Source organism: Rahnella sp. NRRL B-41462, assembly GCF_003263525.1.
GTDB classification, from domain to species: domain Bacteria; phylum Pseudomonadota; class Gammaproteobacteria; order Enterobacterales; family Enterobacteriaceae; genus Rahnella; species Rahnella aceris.
This window is the reverse complement of the sequence record NZ_JYDF01000007.1, coordinates 14833-36234: the sequence shown is the minus strand read 5'-3', so window position 1 is coordinate 36234 and position 21402 is coordinate 14833. Positions and strand designations below refer to the sequence as shown.

The 21402-nt window shown below is 52.3% G+C and carries 24 protein-coding genes and 1 pseudogene; 19 read left to right on the top strand and 6 right to left on the bottom strand.

Annotation, left to right across the window (positions count from 1 at the left end; all coding sequences use genetic code 11):
- The first annotated feature begins 7 nt into the window (after positions 1 to 7).
- The 10 genes from UC14_RS02390 (at position 8) to ruvX (ending at position 9078) form a co-directional block, all read left to right on the top strand.
- Positions 8 to 1123 carry a CfaE/CblD family pilus tip adhesin gene (locus UC14_RS02390; protein ID WP_112197168.1) on the top strand — a complete coding sequence of 372 codons (1116 nt, stop codon included), beginning with the start codon at positions 8 to 10 and terminating at the stop codon, positions 1121 to 1123.
- Positions 1124 to 1135: 12 nt separating this feature from the next.
- Entirely contained in the window at positions 1136 to 2290 is a 1155-nt protein-coding gene (locus tag UC14_RS02385) for a CfaE/CblD family pilus tip adhesin (RefSeq protein ID WP_013576820.1), read from the top strand.
- A gap of 21 nt (positions 2291 to 2311) precedes the next feature.
- The gene (locus UC14_RS02380) at positions 2312 to 3055 is read left to right on the top strand and encodes a fimbria/pilus periplasmic chaperone (RefSeq protein ID WP_013576821.1); all 744 of its coding nucleotides are present in this window, start codon (positions 2312 to 2314) and stop codon (positions 3053 to 3055) included.
- A 308-nt stretch (positions 3056 to 3363) separates the two neighbouring features.
- Positions 3364 to 4758: a sugar porter family MFS transporter gene (locus tag UC14_RS02375; RefSeq protein ID WP_013576822.1), complete on the top strand. Its 1395-nt coding sequence runs from the start codon at positions 3364 to 3366 to the stop codon at positions 4756 to 4758.
- A gap of 90 nt (positions 4759 to 4848) precedes the next feature.
- Positions 4849 to 5370: a SprT family zinc-dependent metalloprotease gene (locus UC14_RS02370; RefSeq protein ID WP_037033267.1), complete on the top strand. Its 522-nt coding sequence runs from the start codon at positions 4849 to 4851 to the stop codon at positions 5368 to 5370.
- Between the two features lie 93 nt (positions 5371 to 5463).
- Entirely contained in the window at positions 5464 to 6177 is a 714-nt protein-coding gene (gene endA, locus UC14_RS02365) for a deoxyribonuclease I (protein ID WP_013576824.1), read from the top strand.
- 87 nt (positions 6178 to 6264) lie between these two features.
- On the top strand, positions 6265 to 6996 hold the full coding sequence (gene rsmE, locus UC14_RS02360) for a 16S rRNA (uracil(1498)-N(3))-methyltransferase (RefSeq protein WP_112197167.1): 732 nt from the start codon (positions 6265 to 6267) through the stop codon (positions 6994 to 6996).
- An 11-nt stretch (positions 6997 to 7007) separates the two neighbouring features.
- On the top strand, positions 7008 to 7958 hold the full coding sequence (gene gshB / locus UC14_RS02355) for a glutathione synthase (RefSeq protein ID WP_013576826.1): 951 nt from the start codon (positions 7008 to 7010) through the stop codon (positions 7956 to 7958).
- A gap of 128 nt (positions 7959 to 8086) precedes the next feature.
- Entirely contained in the window at positions 8087 to 8650 is a 564-nt protein-coding gene (locus UC14_RS02350; protein WP_013576827.1) for a YqgE/AlgH family protein, read from the top strand.
- Positions 8650 to 9078 (top strand): Holliday junction resolvase RuvX, encoded by a 429-nt coding sequence (ruvX, locus tag UC14_RS02345; RefSeq protein WP_013576828.1) that lies wholly within the window; start codon positions 8650 to 8652, stop codon positions 9076 to 9078. The genes UC14_RS02350 and ruvX overlap by 1 nt, the downstream gene beginning before the upstream one ends.
- On the opposite strand, the gene UC14_RS02340 is transcribed toward ruvX, so the two are convergent.
- The gene (locus tag UC14_RS02340; protein ID WP_013576829.1) at positions 9069 to 10091 is read right to left on the bottom strand and encodes a type IV pilus twitching motility protein PilT; all 1023 of its coding nucleotides are present in this window, start codon (positions 10089 to 10091) and stop codon (positions 9069 to 9071) included. The genes ruvX and UC14_RS02340 overlap by 10 nt on opposite strands.
- Positions 10092 to 10113: 22 nt before the next feature.
- On the opposite strand from UC14_RS02340, the gene UC14_RS02335 reads away from it, so the two are divergent.
- From UC14_RS02335 to hemW, 6 genes and pseudogenes are all read left to right on the top strand, one after another.
- Positions 10114 to 10833, top strand: a complete 720-nt coding sequence (locus UC14_RS02335) for a YggS family pyridoxal phosphate-dependent enzyme (protein WP_013576830.1) — start codon at positions 10114 to 10116, stop codon at positions 10831 to 10833.
- Between the two features lie 72 nt (positions 10834 to 10905).
- The gene (gene proC, locus UC14_RS02330; protein WP_013576831.1) at positions 10906 to 11727 is read left to right on the top strand and encodes a pyrroline-5-carboxylate reductase; all 822 of its coding nucleotides are present in this window, start codon (positions 10906 to 10908) and stop codon (positions 11725 to 11727) included.
- Positions 11728 to 11813: 86 nt separating this feature from the next.
- Positions 11814 to 12368, top strand: coding sequence for a YggT family protein (locus UC14_RS02325; RefSeq protein WP_112150889.1), 555 nt, complete (start codon positions 11814 to 11816; stop codon positions 12366 to 12368).
- The gene (yggU, locus tag UC14_RS02320) at positions 12353 to 12658 is read left to right on the top strand and encodes a DUF167 family protein YggU (protein ID WP_013576833.1); all 306 of its coding nucleotides are present in this window, start codon (positions 12353 to 12355) and stop codon (positions 12656 to 12658) included. The genes UC14_RS02325 and yggU overlap by 16 nt, the downstream gene beginning before the upstream one ends.
- Before the next feature lie 21 nt (positions 12659 to 12679).
- A complete protein-coding gene (locus UC14_RS02315) occupies positions 12680 to 13288 on the top strand; it encodes an XTP/dITP diphosphatase (RefSeq protein WP_112150890.1) in 609 nt (202 codons plus the stop codon).
- A pseudogene (gene hemW / locus UC14_RS02310) lies at positions 13281 to 14416 on the top strand (radical SAM family heme chaperone HemW). Before UC14_RS02315 ends, hemW begins: the two are co-directional and overlap by 8 nt.
- A gap of 81 nt (positions 14417 to 14497) precedes the next feature.
- Here hemW and UC14_RS02305 read toward each other — a convergent pair.
- The 4 genes from UC14_RS02305 to trmB form a co-directional block, all read right to left on the bottom strand.
- Positions 14498 to 15232, bottom strand: coding sequence for a DUF2884 domain-containing protein (locus UC14_RS02305; RefSeq protein ID WP_013576836.1), 735 nt, complete (start codon positions 15230 to 15232; stop codon positions 14498 to 14500).
- Positions 15233 to 15256: 24 nt separating this feature from the next.
- Positions 15257 to 16183: a glutaminase B gene (gene glsB / locus UC14_RS02300; protein ID WP_013576837.1), complete on the bottom strand. Its 927-nt coding sequence runs from the start codon at positions 16181 to 16183 to the stop codon at positions 15257 to 15259.
- 192 nt (positions 16184 to 16375) lie between these two features.
- Entirely contained in the window at positions 16376 to 16702 is a 327-nt protein-coding gene (locus UC14_RS02295; RefSeq protein ID WP_013576838.1) for a YggL family protein, read from the bottom strand.
- A complete protein-coding gene (gene trmB / locus UC14_RS02290) occupies positions 16702 to 17421 on the bottom strand; it encodes a tRNA (guanosine(46)-N7)-methyltransferase TrmB (RefSeq protein ID WP_013576839.1) in 720 nt (239 codons plus the stop codon). Before trmB ends, UC14_RS02295 begins: the two co-directional genes overlap by 1 nt.
- 223 nt (positions 17422 to 17644) lie before the next feature.
- Here trmB and mutY point away from each other — a divergent pair, with 223 nt between their 5' ends.
- From mutY to mltC, 3 genes are all read left to right on the top strand, one after another.
- A complete protein-coding gene (mutY, locus tag UC14_RS02285; protein WP_112197166.1) occupies positions 17645 to 18721 on the top strand; it encodes an A/G-specific adenine glycosylase in 1077 nt (358 codons plus the stop codon).
- 33 nt (positions 18722 to 18754) lie between these two features.
- Positions 18755 to 19027 carry an oxidative damage protection protein gene (locus UC14_RS02280; protein ID WP_013576841.1) on the top strand — a complete coding sequence of 91 codons (273 nt, stop codon included), beginning with the start codon at positions 18755 to 18757 and terminating at the stop codon, positions 19025 to 19027.
- Between the two features lie 76 nt (positions 19028 to 19103).
- Positions 19104 to 20183, top strand: coding sequence for a membrane-bound lytic murein transglycosylase MltC (gene mltC / locus UC14_RS02275; RefSeq protein WP_013576842.1), 1080 nt, complete (start codon positions 19104 to 19106; stop codon positions 20181 to 20183).
- A gap of 48 nt (positions 20184 to 20231) precedes the next feature.
- Here mltC and UC14_RS02270 read toward each other — a convergent pair whose 3' ends face one another.
- Complete coding sequence (locus tag UC14_RS02270; RefSeq protein ID WP_112197165.1) at positions 20232 to 21365, bottom strand: glycosyltransferase family 4 protein; 1134 nt, start codon at positions 21363 to 21365, stop codon at positions 20232 to 20234.
- Positions 21366 to 21402: the final 37 nt, after the last annotated feature.

The following is a 21402-nucleotide window of genomic DNA, read 5'->3' as shown; positions in this document are numbered from 1 at the left end:
AGTGGATATGTCCGTTAAAAGAGCATGTTTTTTTGCACTGTTTGCCACTCTGGCACCTGTGCTGACAATACTGCCAGCACTTGCAGAAAGCGTGCCTCCTGCCGGACGAGATACGCCTGTAAGCGCAACTTTTGACAGAGGAACACCGCCCAGTACACTCGGCATCTGGACGCATGAAAGTGGAGGTTATGACACCGAAGACCCGAGGTTATGGGGGAGAAATAACTGGCGGTGTTTATCAAATACGTCTCCGGAGACCGGGCAATGTAAAAGTGGCGAAGCCAAAAATGCGAATGGAGACTGGGGAGCAACAGGGGATACGCTTATTCCTACTCTCTTTACTGAGAAGAAGAGCGGCCTGCAAGCCGTTATTAATCTCAAAGGCTACCATTCGAGTTCGGCAGATGGCACGCATTTTTTAGTCACTGCGGGGGCTGACAACGGTGCCAAAGAAACCTTTCTCTATATGTTTATCAACGGGGATGAATTGAAAAAACTTCCGGTTGGCGGAGTCTGGGAAGGTACACTGGCGCTGGATCTGTGGCAGTGGTCCCCGGGTAAAAATCTGGCCAGATGGACAGCGCACATCACTCTCAACGTCACTGACAACAATAATCAGCAAATCTATTTACCCGAATTTGGCGAAGCCGCACCGCGTGTTGACCTTAACCTTCGACCGCTGCCCGGCACTAAAGGTAATCAAACGCAAATGAACGGCTCAGCTACTATAGATATGTGTTTGTACGATGGGTATGGCTCGAACAGTACCAGTTTCACCCTGAAATTTGACGATCAGCAGCAGGGGACAACCCAGCGCAATAACGGATACTTCTCTATTTATTCTGATCACGGCGACACTAATTTGGATTCAGGACGCATTGATTATTATGTGCGAATGCAGGCACCCGACGGTAAATACGTCAGCGTAATACGCGGTGATGATCTGGTAATTTCTGATATTCAGACCGCTCATACCCGGCCAGTGCATCTGCCAGGGATCCCACAGGCAGTATTGTGTGTTCCTGCACCTCTGGAACTCAGCACCAAGACAATGGATATCAACAGTAAACAAGCTGGGCATTATACCGGACATCTGATTGTGAATTTTACGCCACAGCTTTAGGCTGGGGACAACATGAACCTGACAAAAACGTATTTTATCGCGGCACTGTTAATGCTGGCCGGCGCCTTGACAATACAATCGGCAAGAGCCGAAAGGGTTGAGCCAACCGGGCGTGATACGCCCGTCACAGCCACATTTGATAAATCCAGTCCACCTTCACAGATTGATATCTGGAAAGACGAAAGTGGGGGGTATGATACGGATAAAGATTCGTTATGGGGCCGAAACACCTGGATTTGTTTATCCAGCTCCAACCCCGTTAATGGTCAATGCAGTACCAATGTCACCGGGGTGGTCAGTGGCAAAACTTCCATTCCCATTCTGTTAACCGAGCAGCGGTCTCATACAACGGCCATTATTAATCTCACCGCTTTTCACTATTTGACGTCCGATATCGGGACATCTTGCTGGCCTGCGGGCAATCTCTGGGGCCCCTATCTGGTCAATGCCGGCATGGAAGTCAGCTGTTCAGATGGAAATAAAACCGATAATTCATTACTCAACGTCAATATTTCTGCCAATGAACTGAAGAAACTCCCTGTCGGAGGCATCTGGAAAGCTGAGTTAAAAATGAGCTTAATGCAGTGGGATCCGCGTATTAAACTCGCAGACTGGAACGCCCATATCACCCTCAACGTTACTGACAATAATAATCAGCAAATCTATTTACCCGAATTTGGCGAAGCCGCACCACTGGTGAATCTCAATATGCGTCCGTTGCCCGGCGCAGGCACCCAAAAAATGTCTTTTACTGGCAGAGCAAATATTGATGTCTGCTTATATGATGGTTACAACGCCAACAGTAGTACCTTTATGCTCACCCTTAACGATGACTTCACCGGACAGAGTGACCGTTCAGGACTCAATTTTTCCATCGTACGCCAGGGGGGAAATGTGAATGAAAAAAGAGATCGCATTGATTACACGATTAATATTCTCAACCCTGATACGAATACCATGCAAACCGTGAGCCGTGCCCGTCAGATAAATTTCACAAAGATACAACAGGCACATATCCGACAGGTACATTTACCGGGCATCCCGGAACCGGTCATTTGTGTGCCTGCACCGCTTGAGCTCAGTACCGATTATATAGAAGTGAGCAGTAAAAATGCCGGATATTACCGTGGCACACTTCAGCTTAATTTCACCCCGTCTCTTTACTAACTTCACCCGAAGGCGACATATATGCCAAGAAGAAATTTTTCCGTCTCAGCCATGAAACTGCTCCCGGTACTGATGCTGGCGATGCCTGCCCTGTGCTTAGCCAACATCACCGTTTCGCCAATGAAAGTAACGCTTAACGAACAACATGCTGCTGCACTGGTCATCAGTTCTAAAAGCGAAACTACTCAGTATATTCAGGGAAAAATCACCGAGGTTCATAACCCCGGCACACCACAGGAAAGTGAAACGCCTGCACCACAGGGCGCACAAAACAGTCTGGTGGTCTCGCCGCTAAAATTTGGTTTGCCCGCCGGTAACAGCCAGCCGGTGAGGATCGTCGGCCTCGGTGAAAGCAACGAAGAAAAAATCTACCGCGTGCATTTTCAGTCAATGACTCCGGAAGAATTCAAAAACCCTGCCAGCAACAAAAATTTCACCAGCGAACTGAACCTGACCATTGTGTGGGGGGTCGTCGTCATGGTGCCGCCAGCAAAACCGGTCGCCAGACTGGGTTGGGATCCATCTACTCAGCAAATTACCAATACCGGCAATATCCATCTGCTGGTACAGCGTATTGGCCTGTGTGACAGCGATAAAAAGGAAGCACGGTGCCAGTGGAAAGAGCTGAAGAAAAACGTCTATCCGGGCAAGCCATACAGCCCATCGTTACCATTTTCGGCTTCAGCATCGTCTGAAAAAGTCCGAATTGAGTATTTCAACGATTACACTCAAAAGCAGGAAGCGGGAAGTTTTATGGCCAGATGATGGCTAAAATGAAAACGGTTACAGAAAATAATTTGTTATAAATTAATAAGTTATTTGTATATGTAAAAGTTTGAAACACTGTATTGATTGATATAAATCAATTTATGGGCTATTACTCTCAGGCACATCTCCTTCCTGTTACGCTATCCGTTTGAAACCCTTCAGAAACAAGATACCCAGCCACGCCTATTAGTGTAAACGATTACAACACTGTGACCGGGTTCACGTTAAGCTGTGTGCAGGGTTAATAACATAACAGCCTAAGCATTATTACAAACTCAAAACGATTGCATTATTTTGGAGACCGGATGAACAACTCAACTTCGACCAAAGGAAAACGCTCGAACAAAAGCGTCACTTTCTTTGTCTGTTTTCTTGCTGCACTTGCCGGACTGCTGTTCGGCTTAGATATCGGCGTCATCGCGGGCGCCCTGCCCTTTATCAGCCATGACTTCCAGATTACTAACCACCAACAGGAATGGGTTGTCAGCTCCATGATGTTTGGTGCCGCCGTCGGTGCTGTCGGCAGTGGCTGGCTGAACTTCCGTCTGGGACGTAAATTCAGCCTGATGATCGGCGCAGTTCTGTTCGTTGTCGGCTCCCTGTGTTCCGCCTTTGCGCCCAACACAGAAGTGCTGATTGTTGCCCGTGTTCTGCTGGGTCTGGCTGTCGGTATTGCCTCTTACACCGCACCGATTTACCTGTCAGAAATCGCACCGGAAAAAATCCGCGGCAGCATGATTTCCATGTACCAGCTGATGATCACCATCGGTATTCTGGCCGCATACCTGTCGGATACCGCGTTCAGCTACACCGGTGCATGGCGCTGGATGCTGGGCATCATCACCATTCCGGCATTGCTGTTGCTGGTTGGCGTCTTCTTTCTGCCGGACAGCCCGCGCTGGCTGGCCGCTCGTGGCGATGACGGTAAAGCACGCCGCGTACTGGAAAAACTGCGTGATTCCAGTGAGCAGGCAAAACATGAACTGGATGAAATCCGTGAAAGTCTGAAAGTAAAACAAAGCGGCTGGGGTTTGTTCGTTAATAACAAAAACTTCCGTCGTGCGGTTTACCTCGGCGTTCTGTTGCAGGTCATGCAGCAGTTCACCGGTATGAACGTCATCATGTACTACGCACCAAAAATCTTCGGCATCGCCGGTTTCGCCAGCACCTCTCAACAGATGTGGGGCACGGTGATCGTCGGGCTGGTTAACGTTCTGGCGACGTTCATCGCCATCGGTCTGGTTGACCGCTGGGGCCGTAAACCTACGCTGAAACTGGGCTTCCTGGTGATGGCAGTCGGTATGGGTGTGCTGGGTACTATGCTGCATATCGGTGTCGAATCCGATGCGGCGAAATACTTCTCCATCGCCATGCTGCTGATGTTCATCGTTGGTTTTGCGATGAGTGCTGGTCCGCTGATTTGGGTACTGTGTTCTGAAATTCAGCCGCTGAAAGGCCGCGATTTTGGTATCACCGTGTCTACTGCGACCAACTGGATCGCCAACATGATTGTCGGCGCAACCTTCCTGACCATGCTCGACAGCCTCGGCAACGCCAACACCTTCTGGGTGTACGCCGCGCTGAACGTGGTCTTCATCTTCATCACTATTGCGCTGATCCCTGAGACCAAAAACGTCTCACTGGAACACATCGAACGCAACCTGATGAAAGGTGAAGCCCTGCGCGACATCGGTAAGTAAGTTAGCAATAAATAAGCCTGCCATTCCTCCCCTGCAAAGGGGAGGAATTCCATATTGCATCTCTCCCCCGCCAGATTTATCCTTCGCCAGATGAAAACCTCACGTCTCCCCATCGCCCTGCAACAAGCCGTTATGCGCTGCCTGCGGGAAAAACTCCAGATGGCAAATCAGTTTTTTGGCACCGATTACACGGAGCCGGAAATCAGCTATCAGCAACGCGGCACCAGCGCGGGAAGCGCGTATCTGCAACACTGGCAAATCCGCCTTAATCCGGTATTACTGCTGGAAAATCAGCAACCGTTTATCGATGAAGTGGTGCCACACGAGCTGGCCCATTTGCTGGTATACCGCCGTTTTGGTCGCGCTCCTGCACCGCACGGCAAAGAGTGGCGCTGGATGATGGAACATGTGCTGGGTGTCTCAGCGAGCAGAACGCACAAGTTCGAAGTGGCATCCGTGCAAAGTAAAACCTATCCGTATTTATGCGCCTGCCGCGACCACCAGTTGACCGTGCGACGCCACAATAAGGTGATGCGCAAGGAGTCGGAATACCGCTGCCGCCATTGCGGCGAACTGTTACGTTTTAACGCTAACGGCATCACTAATTGCTGATTTTTCAATCACTCATTAGCAGCAAAGTCCCATTGTCACATCGCGCCGCATCCGTTACCCTTCCGGCCTTTTAGTCCTGGGTCTTTCAGAAACATGTTTCATAAAACGTTCTTATCTTTTCTGTTTATCAGTGCGCTGACACCGCTGAGCGCCTTCAGCCAGTCCGGCAACGCCATCAATAACTTCAGTCAGGCCAAAGCCGCTGCCGTGAAAATCAATCAGGGCGCGCCAACATTTTACTGCGGCTGCGATATCAGCTGGCAGGGGAAAAAAGGCACGCCGGATCTGCAATCCTGCGGTTACGCGGTACGTAAAAGTGAACAGCGCGCCAGCCGGATCGAATGGGAACATGTGGTTCCCGCGTGGCAGTTCGGCCACCAGATGCAATGCTGGCAGGATGGCGGGCGCAAAAATTGCGCGAAAAGCGCCGACTATCGCAAGGTTGAAACTGACCTGCACAACCTTGAACCGGCCATCGGTGAAGTGAACGGCGACCGCAATAATTTCATGTACAGCCAGTGGAACGGTGGCGAAGGTCAGTATGGCCGCTGTGAAATGAAAATCGACTTCAAAGCCAAAGCCGCCGAGCCGCCAGCCCGCGCCCGTGGGGCCATTGCGCGCACTTACTTCTACATGCGTGACCAGTACAAACTGAATTTATCCCGCCAGCAGACACAGCTGTTTACCGCCTGGGATCGCCAGTATCCGGTCACATCATGGGAATGTGAACGCGATAACCGCATTGCCAGGGTGCAGGGGAATCACAACCCTTACGTTCAGCAGGCTTGCGTGCAAAGAAAAAGCTAACCTACTATAGGGCACAATAGTCAGCGACAGGGCTGGCAACCGTTGCCAAAATAGCCCACTTCACCACTTTAAGGACAGCAGTCACACATGCGCATACCCCGCATTTATCATCCGGAAATCCTGACCGCTCACAGCGAGATTGCGCTGAGCGAAGATGCCGCCAATCACGTCGGGCGCGTTCTGCGTATGCAGCCGGGTCAGGCGATTCAGTTATTTGACGGCAGCAACCAGGTCTTCGAAGCCAGCATCACGCAGGTTGATAAGAAAAGTGTGAGTGTCAGCCTGAATCAGGGGGTGCTGGCGGATAATGAATCCCCGCTGAATCTGCATCTTGGTCAGGTGATCTCGCGTGGCGAGAAGATGGAATTCACCATTCAGAAATCTATTGAGCTGGGCGTGAATACGATTACTCCGCTGTTTTCCGAGCGCTGTGGCGTCAAACTTGACGGCGAACGTCTGGAGAAAAAATTGCAGCAGTGGCAGAAAATCGCCATTGCCGCCTGCGAACAGTGCGGACGTAACCGTATCCCTGACATTCGTCCGGCGATGCAGCTCGAAGCCTGGTGCAACGAGCAGGACGACAGCCTGAAGCTGAACCTGCACCCGCGCGCCAGCCACAGCATTAACACCCTGCCGCTGCCGGTAAGCCATGTCCGCCTGCTGATCGGTCCGGAAGGCGGTTTATCCGCTGAAGAAATTGCAATGACCTCCGGCTACGGATTTACTGATATCCTGCTGGGACCCCGTGTTCTGCGTACAGAAACCACAGCACTCACCGCGATTACAGCCTTACAGGTTCGTTTCGGCGATCTGGGTTAAGAGGAAACCAAATGATTAAGCTTGGCATCGTGATGGATCCGATCTCTTCCATCAACATTAAAAAAGACACCAGTTTCGCTATGTTGCTGGAAGCGCAGAGTCGTGGTTACGAACTGCATTACATGGAAATGAATTCCCTGTATCTGCGCGGCGGCGAAGGCCGTGCGACCACCAAAAAACTCAGCGTGAAGCAGGATTACGATGGCTGGTATGAGTTTGGCACAGAGCAGGATATCGCCCTGCAGGAACTGGACGTGATCCTGATGCGTAAGGATCCGCCGTTCGATACCGAATTCATTTATGCCACTTACATCCTCGAACGTGCCGAAGAAAAAGGCACGCTGATCGTCAATAAACCGCAGAGCCTGCGCGACTGTAACGAGAAGCTGTTCACCGCGTGGTTCCCTGAACTGACGCCAGATACGCTGGTTACCCGCAATGCAGCGCAGTTGAAAGCGTTCCATAAAGAACACACTGACGTGATCCTCAAGCCACTCGATGGCATGGGTGGCGCTTCCATTTTCCGTCTGAAACCTGAAGATGCCAACGTCTCCGTCGTTATCGAAACACTGACCGAACACGGCAGCCGTTTCTGTATGGCACAAAACTACCTGCCAGCCATCAAGGACGGTGACAAACGCGTTCTGGTGGTCGACGGCGAACCGGTGCCTTACTGCCTGGCGCGTATTCCGGCGCAGGGTGAAACCCGCGGTAATCTGGCTGCCGGAGGCCGTGGCGAAGCCCGTCCGCTGAGCGAAAGTGACTGGGCAATTGCCCGTACCGTTGCGCCAATCCTCAAGCAGAAAGGCCTGATTTTTGTCGGTCTGGATATTATCGGCGATCGTCTGACGGAAATTAACGTCACCAGCCCGACCTGTGCACGTGAAATCGAAGCCGCCTTCCCGATTTCCATCACCGGCATGCTGATGGACGCCATCGAGAAACGTCTGGCTTCACGATAAGCACAGATTAAAATCGATAAACGGGTTGTTCAGCATTGCTGGATAACCCGCTTTTTTTGGCGAGCCTGACGTAATAAACTGGCCTGCCTGCACTGATTTCAATTCTGAGGTTAAACATCCTGCATACCATGAATCTACAACATCACTTTCTTATTGCGATGCCTGGCCTGGATGAACCCCAGTTCAAACGTTCGGTCGTGTACATCTGCGAACACAATGAAGACGGCGCCATGGGGCTGGTGATTAACAAACTGGTCGACGATTTCACCATTGAAAGCGTACTCGACAAACTCGACATCACCCCCGAACCCCGTGACCTGAGTATTCGTCTTGATCGCCCGGTTTTTTCCGGGGGGCCGCTGGCAGACGATCGCGGTTTCATTTTGCATACGCCGCGCGAAGGTTTTGGCTCCAGCATCCGCATCTCTGACTGCACGATGATCACCACCTCGAAAGACGTGCTGGAAACGCTGGGCACGCCCGATCAGCCAAAAGATGTGCTGGTGGCACTGGGTTATGCCGCATGGGAACAGGGCCAGCTTGAAAAAGAATTACTGGAAAACTCGTGGCTGACCATTGAAGCCAGCAGCGATATTTTGTTCCGCACCCCCATTGCTGACCGCTGGCGCGAAGCAGCGAAAATGATCGGCGTTGACGTCGGACAGCTCGCCACCCATGCGGGGCATGCATAATGGCAAACCGCACGGTTTTTGCTTTCGACTTCGGCACCAAAAGTATCGGTCTGGCTATTGGTCAGGAAGTCACCGGCACCGCCCGTCCGCTGACCTCGTTTAAAGCGCAGGACGGCACACCGGACTGGCAGAAAATTGAAAAACTGCTGAAAGAATGGCTGCCGGATCTGGTGGTTGTCGGTTTGCCGCTGAACATGGACGGCACAGAACAACCTCTGACTGCCCGTGCGCGCAAATTTGCCAACCGTCTGCATGGCCGTTTTGGCGTTCAGGTTGAACTGCACGACGAACGCCTGAGTACCGTAGAAGCCCGCGCTGATTTGTTCGATCGCGGCGGTTTCCGTGCGCTGGATAAAGGCAGCGTGGATGCCGCTTCCGCCGTCATTATTCTGGAAAGCTGGTTCGAGAAACAGTGGAGTCAGTCCTGATCTTCCGCCAGTAATCCCGCACGTTGCCGCTGCTGACGGCTTTGTGCGAACGTCTGCATGCCGGCCTGCGCGCCGGTTTGCAGGATATCCGCCAGCTGATGAGTTTTCCCTTCACGGATTAAATTGCACACCGCCGGTGTGGAAGTCAGCACTTCAAAAAGCGCTACCCTTCCCGCTTTTCTACCGTCCTTTTCTTCAGTCACCGCCAGTTTTTGCGCGATCACGGCCCGCAGGCTACCCGCCAGTTGCGCGCGGACAAACGCTTTTTCTTCTGCCGGAAACACATCAACCAGCCGGTCAATGGCCTGTGTGGCGTTGCGCGTATGCAGTGTCGCGAGAACCAGATGGCCGGTTTCTGCCGCCGTCAGCGCCAGCCGGATACTGTCAGTGTCACGCAGTTCGCCCAGTAACAATACATCCGGATCTTCACGCAGAGCACCGCGCACCGCTTCACCAAATGAACGCGTATGCAGCCCGAGTTCGCGCTGCTGAATCAGACAGTGCCTGCCAGTATGGATAAGCTCAATGGGGTCTTCCAGCGTAATAATATGGCGCTTCGCATGGCGGTTGAGATGATCAATCAGCGCCGCCAGCGTGGTGGATTTCCCGCTGCCCGTCGCACCGGTGACCAAAATCAGGCCGTCTTCCTGCATAATGACATGCTGCAAGATATCCGGCACCCTCAACGCAGCCAGCTCGGGACAACGGGCAGGCACCGGTCTCAGCGCCGCAGACAACCCGTGCAGTTGCTGAAAGATATTGAGCCGCATCCGCACGCCATCCCCCAATGTCAGCGCTTTATCCACCTGTCCGGCCAGCTGCAAAGTATGTTGTTCAGTGGCATCCAGCCACGCATGGATCAGCCCCAGCATCTGCGAAGCCTCCACCACCGGCAGATCTTCACAGCGACATAATTCCCCGTCAATGCGCAACACAGGCGGATAGCCGGTACAAAGGTGCAGATCGGAGGCATTTTGCTTTACACTACGTCCCACTAATCCATCAATATCCATGTTGAAATCCTCCTGAGTCCCTATGAGCCTTAGTCAGCAAAACGCTATTGAGCAGAACTTACAGAATGTCCGCGAGAAAATCGCAGCCGCTGCACAACATTGCGGCAGGTCTCCAGAAGAAATTACCTTGCTTGCAGTCAGCAAAACAAAACCTGCGAGCGCTGTCGAAGAAGCGATTGCCGCCGGGCAGTTAGCGTTCGGCGAAAACTACGTGCAGGAAGGCGTGGATAAGATTGCCCACTTTGCCGGACATCAGCCTGCGCTGACCTGGCATTTCATCGGGCCATTGCAGTCGAATAAAAGCCGCCTGGTGGCGGAGAATTTCGACTGGTGCCATACCATCGACCGCCTGAAAATCGCCCAGCGGCTGAACGAACAACGTCCGGCCGGTTTAGCGCCTTTACAGGTGCTGATTCAGGTCAACATCAGCGATGAAGCCAGTAAATCCGGCATTGCAGTGGGCGATATCGCAGAACTGGCCCGACAGATTATGGCGATGCCCCGCCTGATACTGCGCGGCCTGATGGCGATTCCGGCAGTGGAAACGGATCACGCGCGACAGCTTGAGGTCTTCGGCAAGATGCGGGATGCGCTGAAAGATTTACAAAATATTTGTCCGCAGGCCGATACGCTGTCGATGGGTATGACCGATGATATGCCTGCGGCAATTGCGGCTGGCAGCACGATGGTTCGCATCGGGACCGCCATTTTCGGTGCCCGTGATTACAGCATAAAACAGTAACCTTTATCTTTGGGTTTACTGCTTTACTCTTGATAGGCTCAATTCAGCCCCCATTAAAAGCAAGGAGCATGAATGCAACATCGCAAAATCAGTTTTATCGGCGCCGGTAATATGGCGGGCGCAATTATTTCCGGCCTGGTCGAAAGCGGCTATCCGGCAAATCTCATCAGCGTTTGTGCCCCTTCCACCACGCATCGCGATGCGCTGGCTGATAAATATGGCGTGCAAAGCAGCAGCGATAACAGCGGCTGTGCAAAGGAGGCGGATGTCGTTGTTTTGTCGGTAAAACCGCAAATGATGGCCGATGTGTGTAAAGCACTGCAAAAAGACGTGGATTTTAGCGACAAGCTGGTACTGTCGATTGCCGCAGGCGTCAGTGTGGCGCGCTTCTGCGAGTTGCTGGGCGATAATCTGAACATCGTGCGTATCATGCCGAACACGCCATCTCTGGTCGGGAAAGGCATGAGTGGCCTGTACGCACCTTCTCAGGTTTCTCAGGCAGACCGTGATTACAGCGGCGAACTGATGACCGCCGTCGGGAAAATTTGCTGGGTCGATACCGAAGAAGGTATCAACCACGTAATTGCCGCCGCAGGCAGCGCCCCGGCGTATTTCTTCCTGTTTATGGAAGCAATGCAGGCTGAAGCGCAACGGCTGGGTTTCAGCGCTGAAACCGCACGGATGCTGGTTGAGCAAGCCGCCAGCGGCGCCAGTGCTTTAGTCGCCGCCAGTCCGGACACGCCATTGTCACAACTTCGTGAGAATGTGACGTCCAAAGGCGGCACGACGTTTGAAGCTCTGAAGGTTTTCACCGACCGTAAATTACCGGAGATTGTCTCCGAGGCCATGCAGGCCGCCATTACCCGCGCGCAGGAAATGGAAAAACTGTTCTAATAAGAGCAAATAATAAAATAACACTGCCCAAAATCATTCGTGTTGCGTCAAGACGACACGCGAAGGATGAAGGGCATAGGAGAATTATGTTAACGCTGACGTTTCTGGTTAAAACCCTCATAGATCTCTACGTGATGGTTCTGCTACTGCGCATCTGGATGCAATGGGCACGTACAGATTTTTATAACCCGTTTTCACAGTTCGTGGTGAAAATTACTCAGCCTGTTATCGGCCCACTTCGCCGGATTATTCCGCCGCTGGGCCCGATTGACAGCGCGAGTTTGCTGCTGGCGTTTATCCTTTGCACCATCAAATTCCCGCTGCTGTTGCTTATTCAAAGCGGCGCTATTTTCTTTGGTCTGAGCAGCCTGCTGATTGGCCTGATAGGGCTGGTTAAAGCCGCCGGTTATCTGGTGTTCTGGCTGGTGATTATCCGCTCGCTGATGAGCTGGGTGAGCCAGGGCCGCGGGCCGATGGATTATCTGCTGATGCAACTGACTGAGCCGCTGATGGCGCCAATCCGTCGTATTCTTCCGGCGATGGGCGGCATCGATTTCTCGGCGATGGTGGTGATCCTTATCCTCTATATGCTGAATTATCTGGGGATGGATCTGCTGGGTGCGTTGTGGTTCCAGCTTTAAGCCCGGCGTTCTGGCAATCTGATGCGCTGGTTTTGCGGCTGGTTATCCAGCCCAAAGCCAGCCGCGACAGCCTGGTGGGTTTGCATGGCGACGAACTGAAAGTCGCCATCACCGCCCCGCCGGTTGATGGTCAGGCGAACACACATCTGGTGAAATTTCTCGCAAAACAGTTTAAAGTCGCCAAAAGTCAGGTCAGCATTGAAAAGGGCGAACTGGGCCGCCATAAACAAGTCCGCATTACACATCCGCAAAATATCCCGACTGAGGTCGCGGTACTGCTCGCAGAATAACGTTTACGTCAGGACTCTCCCATGCAGAAAGTCGTATTAGCTACCGGCAACGCCGGTAAAGTGCGTGAGCTCGCACATCTTCTGGCCAGTTTCGGGCTGGACGTGGTCGCACAAACGGAACTCGGTGTTGAATCTGCCGAAGAAACCGGGCTGACGTTCATTGAGAACGCCATCCTGAAGGCCCGCCATGCGGCAGCGGTCACCGGTTTGCCAGCCATTGCTGATGATTCAGGTCTGGCGGTGGATTTTCTCGGCGGCGCGCCGGGGATTTACTCCGCACGCTACGCAGGCGTTGATGCCAGCGATCAGCAAAACCTCGATAAACTGCTGGTGGCGCTGAAAGACGTGCCACAGGGTCAGCGCGATGCGCAGTTCCATTGTGTGCTGGTGTATATGCGCCACGCTGAAGACCCGACGCCGCTGGTGTGTCACGGCAGTTGGGCTGGTGAGATTACCTTTGCCGAAGCAGGCGAAGGCGGCTTCGGTTATGACCCGATTTTTTATGTTCCTGAGCTGGGCAAGACCGCCGCAGAACTGACCCGTGAAGAAAAAAGTGCGGTCTCGCACCGTGGACAGGCACTGAAACTATTGCTTGCCGCGATGAAAGAGGCTGTACAGAAGAATGCGTAAGTTACCGCCGCTGAGTCTCTACATCCATATTCCGTGGTGCGTGCAAAAATGCCCTTACTGCGATTTCAACTCGCACGCGTTAAAGGGTGAAGTGCCGCATGACGATTATGTCGCGCATCTGCTGGCTGATCTGGATGCAGACCTGCATCTGGTGGGCGGACGCAGTGTGGGGACGATTTTTATCGGCGGCGGAACCCCAAGTCTGCTGAGCAGCGAAGCGATGCAGAATCTGCTCGACGGCGTGCGCGCGCGTTTGCCGCTCGATGCTAATGCTGAAATCACCATGGAAGCTAATCCGGGTACCGTCGAAGCAGACCGCTTCAGCGGCTATCAGCGCGCCGGTGTGAACCGTATCTCCATTGGCGTGCAAAGTTTCGATGCGCAGAAACTGGAGCGTCTGGGGCGTATTCATGGCCCTGACGAAGCCACACGCGCGGCGCATCTGGCGACCGGCCTGAACCTGCGCAGCTTCAATCTGGATCTGATGCACGGCTTGCCGGATCAGACGCTGGAAGAAGCGCTGGACGATTTGCGTCAGGCTATTGCACTCAACCCGCCGCATTTGTCGTGGTATCAGCTGACTATTGAGCCGAACACAATGTACGCCTCGCGTCCGCCGACCCTGCCGGATGACGATGCACTGTGGGATATTTTCGAGCAAGGCGATCAGTTGCTGACTGCCGCCGGTTATCAGCAGTATGAAACCTCGGCGTATGCCAAACCGGGCTACCAGTGTCAGCACAATCTGAACTACTGGCGCTTCGGGGATTATCTCGGCATCGGTTGTGGCGCGCATGGCAAACTGACGCAGCCCGACGGGCAAATCCTGCGTACCGTAAAAACCAAACATCCTCGCGGCTATATGCAGGGACGTTATATGGACAAACAACATCCGGTCGAAACCGAAGATTTGCCGTTTGAATTCTTCATGAACCGCTTCCGCCTGCTGGAAGCGCGCCGCGTGAAGAGTTTGGTCTGTATACCGGGCTGGATGAGTCGGTGATACGCGCACAGCTTGACGAAGCGATCACCAAAGAATATCTGGTGGAAACCGCCACGCACTGGCAGATCACCGGCAAAGGAAAATTATTCCTCAACTCACTGCTGGAGCTGTTTTTGGGGGAGTAAGGTGCAGTTCACAAAGGACGGTTCGTTTTCCAACAAAAAAACCGCGTAATCGCGGTTTTTTTGTGTCTGTCATTTAGCCGGTTACTTTTTCAAATCCGCCAGCAAGGCTTTGTGCTGAGTATCCAGATTCGTCACACGCTTACAGACGTCATCGCCAAAGGCTTTGAACTCTTTTTCCTGCTTGTTCCACTCTTCCTGAATGGCTTGCTGCAGCCCGCCAAGATTACCCATCATCGCCTGCAACGGATTCCCACCGCTGGTAGCCTGTTTGAGGCCCATTTCGTTGATGCTGTCCTGCATCACGCCGCCCATGGTTTGTTCCATCAGCTTCTGACCGTTTTGCTTAACCTGATCCACCGCTTTATGGTGGAAGGTCAGACCGTCGGCGCGGTGCTCAATGATCAGGTTCATTTGTTGCTTCAGTTGCTTGTCGAGCGTGACCAGACGGTTACGCACGTTGCTGTCGGTGCCCAGTTTCTCGACGATCACCCGATCTACCGCCACGCGGCCTTTTTCGAGATGCGCCGTCGCACCCTGATCAATCCACGGCAGGTCGCGGCGCAAACCGGCCTGATAATCGATCGCTTCCTGACGCTGTCTGGCGCTCAGGGTCATGTCTTTACCGTTGAGGGTCACGTTACCATTTGGCGTGATCAGCAAATCACCGCTGTTGCCGACCACCTGAACGGTCTGCGGCTTAATGATCACATCATCTTTAGGCTGTACGGCACACTGATAGTCCGCCTGTGCGCTCCACGCACTGAGAGCCAGCAACGCAGCAAGTCCGGTTTTTACCACTCCACTTTTTACTAACATGTACTCTCCCTTAAGACAGCAAACTCAAAAAATTGAACGGCCAATACGTTGCGCCAGTAGTTCTAAGGCAGCAATACCTGCCAAAGAGTTCCCTGCCGCGTCAAGTTCCGGCGACCATACCGCGATACACATCTCCCCCGGCACCACGGCAATAATACCGCCGCCGACACCGGATTTGCCCGGCATCCCGACGCGATAGGCGAACTCACCCGCACCATCGTACATACCGCTGGTCACCATCATCGCATTAATCTGCCGTGCCTGACGGGCATCAATGAGCGGTGTCTCGCTACCCAGCGGATGCCCTTTATTGGCCAGATACACAAAGGTGCGCGCCAGCTCTTCACAGCTCATGCGCAATGCGCAGTAGTGAAAATAGGTGTGCAAAACGGTGATGACGTCGTTGTCGAAATTACCGAAAGACTTCATCAGATACGCAATCGCCGCATTGCGGTCGGAGTGCTCAAACTCGGAACGCGCAACGTGCCGATCGTAGTTGAGATCTGCCGATCCGGCCAGCTGACGCACCACTTCCAGCATTCTCTGCTTCGGTGCCGAAAGCCGGGTTTGCAGCATATCGCAGACCACCAGTGCGCCCGGATTGATGAACGGGTTACGCGGTTTACCCTGTTCCAGCTCAAGCTGTACCAGAGAATTGAATGGCTGACCGGACGGCTCTTTGCCGACACGCTGCCAGATTTCGCTTTCCTGATAACGGGTCAGCGCCAGCGTCAGGCTGAGAACTTTTGAGATCGACTGGATCGAGAAACGAATATCGGCATCACCGGCACGAAAGATCTCCCCTTTCGTGGTACACACGGCGATTCCTAAATGATCGGGGCTGACTTCCGCCAGAGCAGGAATGTAACCGGCCACTTTACCCCGACCTATCAGCGGCCTGACCTGCGCAAGAATATCTTCCAGCAAACTGTTATCAAGTTCGGTACCCAACGTCCTGCCTCCAGATGTAACAAAGGTGCCGGAAGGCACCTTTATGAGATTCAGAGATCCTCAGGATCTGCCTAAATCATTCGAGTTGTATCAAGGCGACAACTGAACTTATCCCCGGGAGCTTACAAAAGTAAGTGACCGGGGTAAGTGAAGGCAGTCAACGCAGAGACAATTCGAAGGATGACGGCAGAATCAGTCCCACCAGATATCGAATAACTCAGAAACTTCCACGTCTTCCATTTTATGGTCTTCTAACCATTTTTTGACCAGCGCACGTTGTTCATCAGTGCAATGGCCGATGTCCTGACGGCAAACCAGACCTTCCCATTGCAGATAGCCACTGCCGTCGAAGGCCAGCTTGTTTGGCTCGATCACACCGTCAATGAATTTATCCAGTGATTCGTCAATGGTTTCTACCGCGGTACCTTCCGGGAAACGCCATTTTACAGAGAAGCCCAGTTCCTGGAACTCGGCAATGTGTAACTTCTTACGTAAACGACGACTGCGATTTGTAGCCATTATTGCTTCCTCTCAAACATCAGATCCCATACGCCGTGGCCTAAACGCTGGCCACGCATTTCGAACTTGGTCACCGGGCGGGATTCCGGACGCGGGACATAATTGCCCTCCTGCGACAGGTTCACCCAGTTTTCTAAACTGGTCATGACGTCAAGCATGTGCTCCGCATAAGGCTCCCAGTCGGTTGCCATGTGGAATACACCGCCCACTTTCAATTTTTTGCGCAGCTTCTCAACGAACTCCGGCTGCACGATACGGCGCTTATTATGACGCGCTTTGTGCCACGGGTCAGGAAAGAATAGCTGCACCATGTCAAGCGAGCCATCCGGAATCATTTTTTCCAACACTTCGACCGCATCGTGACACATTACGCGCAGGTTACTGACACCCTCTTCATGCGCGGTCGCAAGACAGGCACCGACGCCAGGCGAGTGAACTTCAATGCCGATGAAATTCTGGTCCGGGTTCTGTTTCGCCATCGTGACCAGCGAGGTGCCCATCCCGAAACCGATTTCCAGCACAACCGGTGCCGGGCGACCAAACAAGGCATCAATTGCCAGAGGTTCTGCCTGAAACTCCACGCCCATCACCGGCCAGAAATTGTCCAGCGCGAATTGCTGACCTTTGGTCAGACGGCCCTGACGGCGGACAAAACTACGGATACGGCGCATCGCGCGACCGTTCTCGTCGAACTCCGGTGAAATGACGTCGTTTTTCATGGTGTTTCCACTCCGATTGGCAAGACGCGGTACCCGCGCGCGGATGCCTGTGCTTTGGTCACTGAATATAAGGAAAGGCGCATTATCCAAACTTACTCCCGATTAGCAAGGTTTGACGGCAGGAAATCCGTCAATACAGTGCGGAAAGTTCCGGTTTACAGCCAGACGGGAACTGTGATGTGATCAGCCCCGTCTTTTAACCCTGCCGGACTGTAATTCACCCATGATGGAAACCCCTGGTTTTATGGAAGCAAAAAGTTTTTCGCCGCTGGTGCTCGACTGGTATCAGCGCTATGGCCGCAAAACGCTGCCCTGGCAAATCGCAAAAACCCCCTATAAAGTCTGGCTTTCTGAAGTGATGTTGCAGCAAACGCAGGTAGCGACTGTCATCCCGTATTTTGAACGCTTTATGGAACGTTTCCCGACGGTGTCTGATCTCGCCGCCGCGCCACTCGATGAAGTACTGCATCTGTGGACCGGGCTGGGTTACTACGCCCGCGCACGAAACCTGCATAAAGCAGCGCAAACTATCGTCAGCCAGCACAGCGGCGTATTTCCAACAACCTTTGATGAAATTCTTGCGCTGCCCGGCATTGGCCGTTCCACAGCGGGTGCCGTTTTGTCGCTGGCACTGAATCAGCATTACCCCATTTTGGACGGCAATGTGAAACGTGTGCTGGCCCGCTGCTACGCCGTTGACGGCTGGCCGGGCGAGAAGAAAACCGAAAATAAACTGTGGACAATCAGTGAAGATGTCACACCTGCCGAAGGGGTCGCGCAGTTTAATCAGGCAATGATGGATCTGGGTGCGATGGTGTGTACCCGCAGTAAGCCGAAATGCGAGCTATGTCCGGTGAAGTCAGGCTGTGAAGCCTATGCACATCACAGCTGGGCAAAATATCCGGGGAAAAAACCCAAGACGACGTTACCGGAAAAAACGGCCTTTATGCTGATGATCCAGCAGGAGGATAAAGTCTGGCTGGAGCAGCGTCCGTCCGTCGGCCTGTGGGGCGGATTGTTCTGCTTCCCGCAATATTCGACCGAAGACGAACTCACGCTGGGGCTGCAAAAATACGGTGTTACGCAAAATGCGTTGCAGCAGCAGACCGCCTTTCGTCACACTTTCAGCCATTTCCATCTGGATATCGTCCCGATGTGGTTAAATCTGCGTTCTCCGGCAGGTTGCATGGATGAAGGTGCGGGTCTCTGGTATAACTTAGCGCAACCACAATCCGTCGGGCTGGCTGCGCCGGTTGAACGTCTGCTGGTGCAATTAGCAAAACAGACCGCTGGTAAATAACCGCCCCAAAAGAACGATCGATAAGGAATTAGCATGAGCAGAACGATTTTTTGCACCTTTCTCAAGCGCGATGCCGAAGGGCAAGACTTCCAGCTGTACCCTGGCGAGATTGGCAAACGTATTTTCAATGAAATTTCCAAAGAAGCCTGGTCACAGTGGATGGCCAAACAGACCATGCTGATCAACGAAAAGAAACTCAGCATGATGAACCCGGATGACCGTAAATTGCTGGAACAGGAAATGGTGAATTTTCTGTTTGAAGGTCAGGACGTTCATATCGAAGGCTACACCCCGCCATCAAAATAATCATTTGTAACAATGGTTGAAACATTAAGGCAGGCGCTCCGGGCGCCTGCTTCTTTCAGCAGAAACGGCTTGTAAGATGAAGAAAATTTTAGCTTTGCTGATTATCGCGCCAATGTTGATCTCCTGCTCCGGCAGTAAGAAAAACCAGTTCAACGAAGCTTATGTGAAAGATACCAACGGATTCGATATTTTGATGGGGCAGTTCGCCCATAACATCGAAAACATCTGGGGCATAAATGAAGTGCTGATCGCGGGTCCGAAAGACTACGTGAAATATAGCGATCAGTATTACACCCGCAGCCACATCAACTTTGATGCGGGTACCATCACCCTCGAAACCATTTCAGGCACCGATCCGGCCGCCAGCCTGCGTAAGGCAATTATCAGCACCTTACTGGTGGGCGATGACCCGGGTAACGTTGATCTCTATTCAGACGTCAACGATATCCAGATCAGCCGTGAACCGATGTTGTACGGTCAGGTTCTCGACAACACCGGTCAGCCAATCCGCTGGGAAGGCCGCGCAGCCAGCTTTGCCGACTATCTGATCCAGAACAAGCTGATGCGTCGTCAGTCCGGTCTGCACGTGATTTATTCCGTGACGATTCAGATGGTGCCAAACCACCTGAATCAGCGTGCGCATAAATACCTGCCGATGATCCGGGAAGCGTCCGCGAAATATGGTGTCGATCAGTCGCTGATACTGGCGATCATGCAAACAGAATCGGCCTTTAACCCGTATGCGGTCAGTAATGCTGATGCGCTGGGTCTGATGCAGGTTGTGCAGCACACCGCAGGCGTAGATGTGTTCAAATCCGAAGGGAAATGGGGCAAGCCGAGTCGCAGCTATCTGTTTGATCCGCAGAATAATATTAATACCGGCACCGCGTATCTGGCGATGTTGCAAAACGTGTATCTGGGGAATATCAGCAACCCGACATCGCGTCGTTATGCGGTGATTACTGCTTATAATGGTGGGGCGGGCAGCGTGTTGCGCGTGTTCTCAAGTAATAAAACTCAGGCGTTTAACATCATCAACAATATGTCACCGGGCGATGTCTACACCACCCTGACGACCAAACATCCGTCCGGGGAATCGCGCCGCTATCTGTATAAAGTGAACAATACTCAGCGCAGCTATCGCCGCGTGGATTAACATTTTGTCAGCAAATAGCCCTGAAGCGGAGGCAGAATAGCCGCCGTTTCAGGGCAAGACTTGTTCGATCGCCTTCAGATAACGGGAAATAACGATCTTTTCATCGAACTCCCTGACCATCTTTTTCCTGCTCTCATTACCCATTTCCAGGCGTTGCACATGAGTCATATTAATGAGCCGCTCCATCGCCCGCGTTAAGCAGTCCGTATCTTGCGGCTCACACAGAAAGCCATTTATCCCGTCATCTACCGTATCCTGACAGCCAATATTACGGGTGGTAATCAGCGGCTTTCCCATCGCTCCGGCTTCAAGTAATGATTTCGGCACGCCTTCACGATAAAAAGAAGGCAGCACAATACAATCAACCTGCGCGATTTCCTGCTCAACATTATCGGATGTCCCCAGATATAGAATATTACCTTCCTCAATCCAGGCGGCCATACGCTCAGTCTTCACCGCTGCCGGATTGCTAACATCCAGAAATCCCAACAAGCGAAATTCGCAGCGTTGACCATGACGCTTCTTGAGTTTACGTGCGGCTTCAACATAATGCTCAACCCCTTTGGAATAAAGCATGCGTGCAATCAGGGTGAAACGCACGACATCATCGTCGGGTGCCGGTGTCACATTAAAACGAACCAGATCAACCCCAGAACCCGGTAAACGTTCGGTATGTAAGTAATCAGGCAGCATTTCAGTCAGGAATAATTCGCGGTCATCCTCATTTTGAAAAAATATTTTGGCCGCGTAGCGCTGGCTGAACCGATACAGGTGCTGACAGATTACCCTTACCATCCCTTTGCTCATGAAAACACTGCCCAGTCCGGCGATATTATTAATGGCTGGAATATTCAATACCTTTGCTGCGAGCGTAAAGTAGATATTATTTTTAGGTGTAAAATTCAGAATGACATCCACTTTTTCTTTACGTAATACATACCAGGACGAAAGCAGAGTAATAGAATCTTTAATAATGCTAGTCCCACCAGAGTCTATTTTCACTGAAACGGTTTTACATCCCAGTTCAGCAAGCCGGTGAGTATATTCATCCACAGGTGAGATGGCTATAACCTGATAGCCACTCTCTAACAGAGCAAGAATAGTATTTTTACGAAAATTATAAAGATACCAACTGGTGTTGGCGGTGATTGCGATGATGTTTTTCTTATCGATTCCATTCAAAATTATAGTTCCTTTTTGTGGCAGAAAATAACTTTCA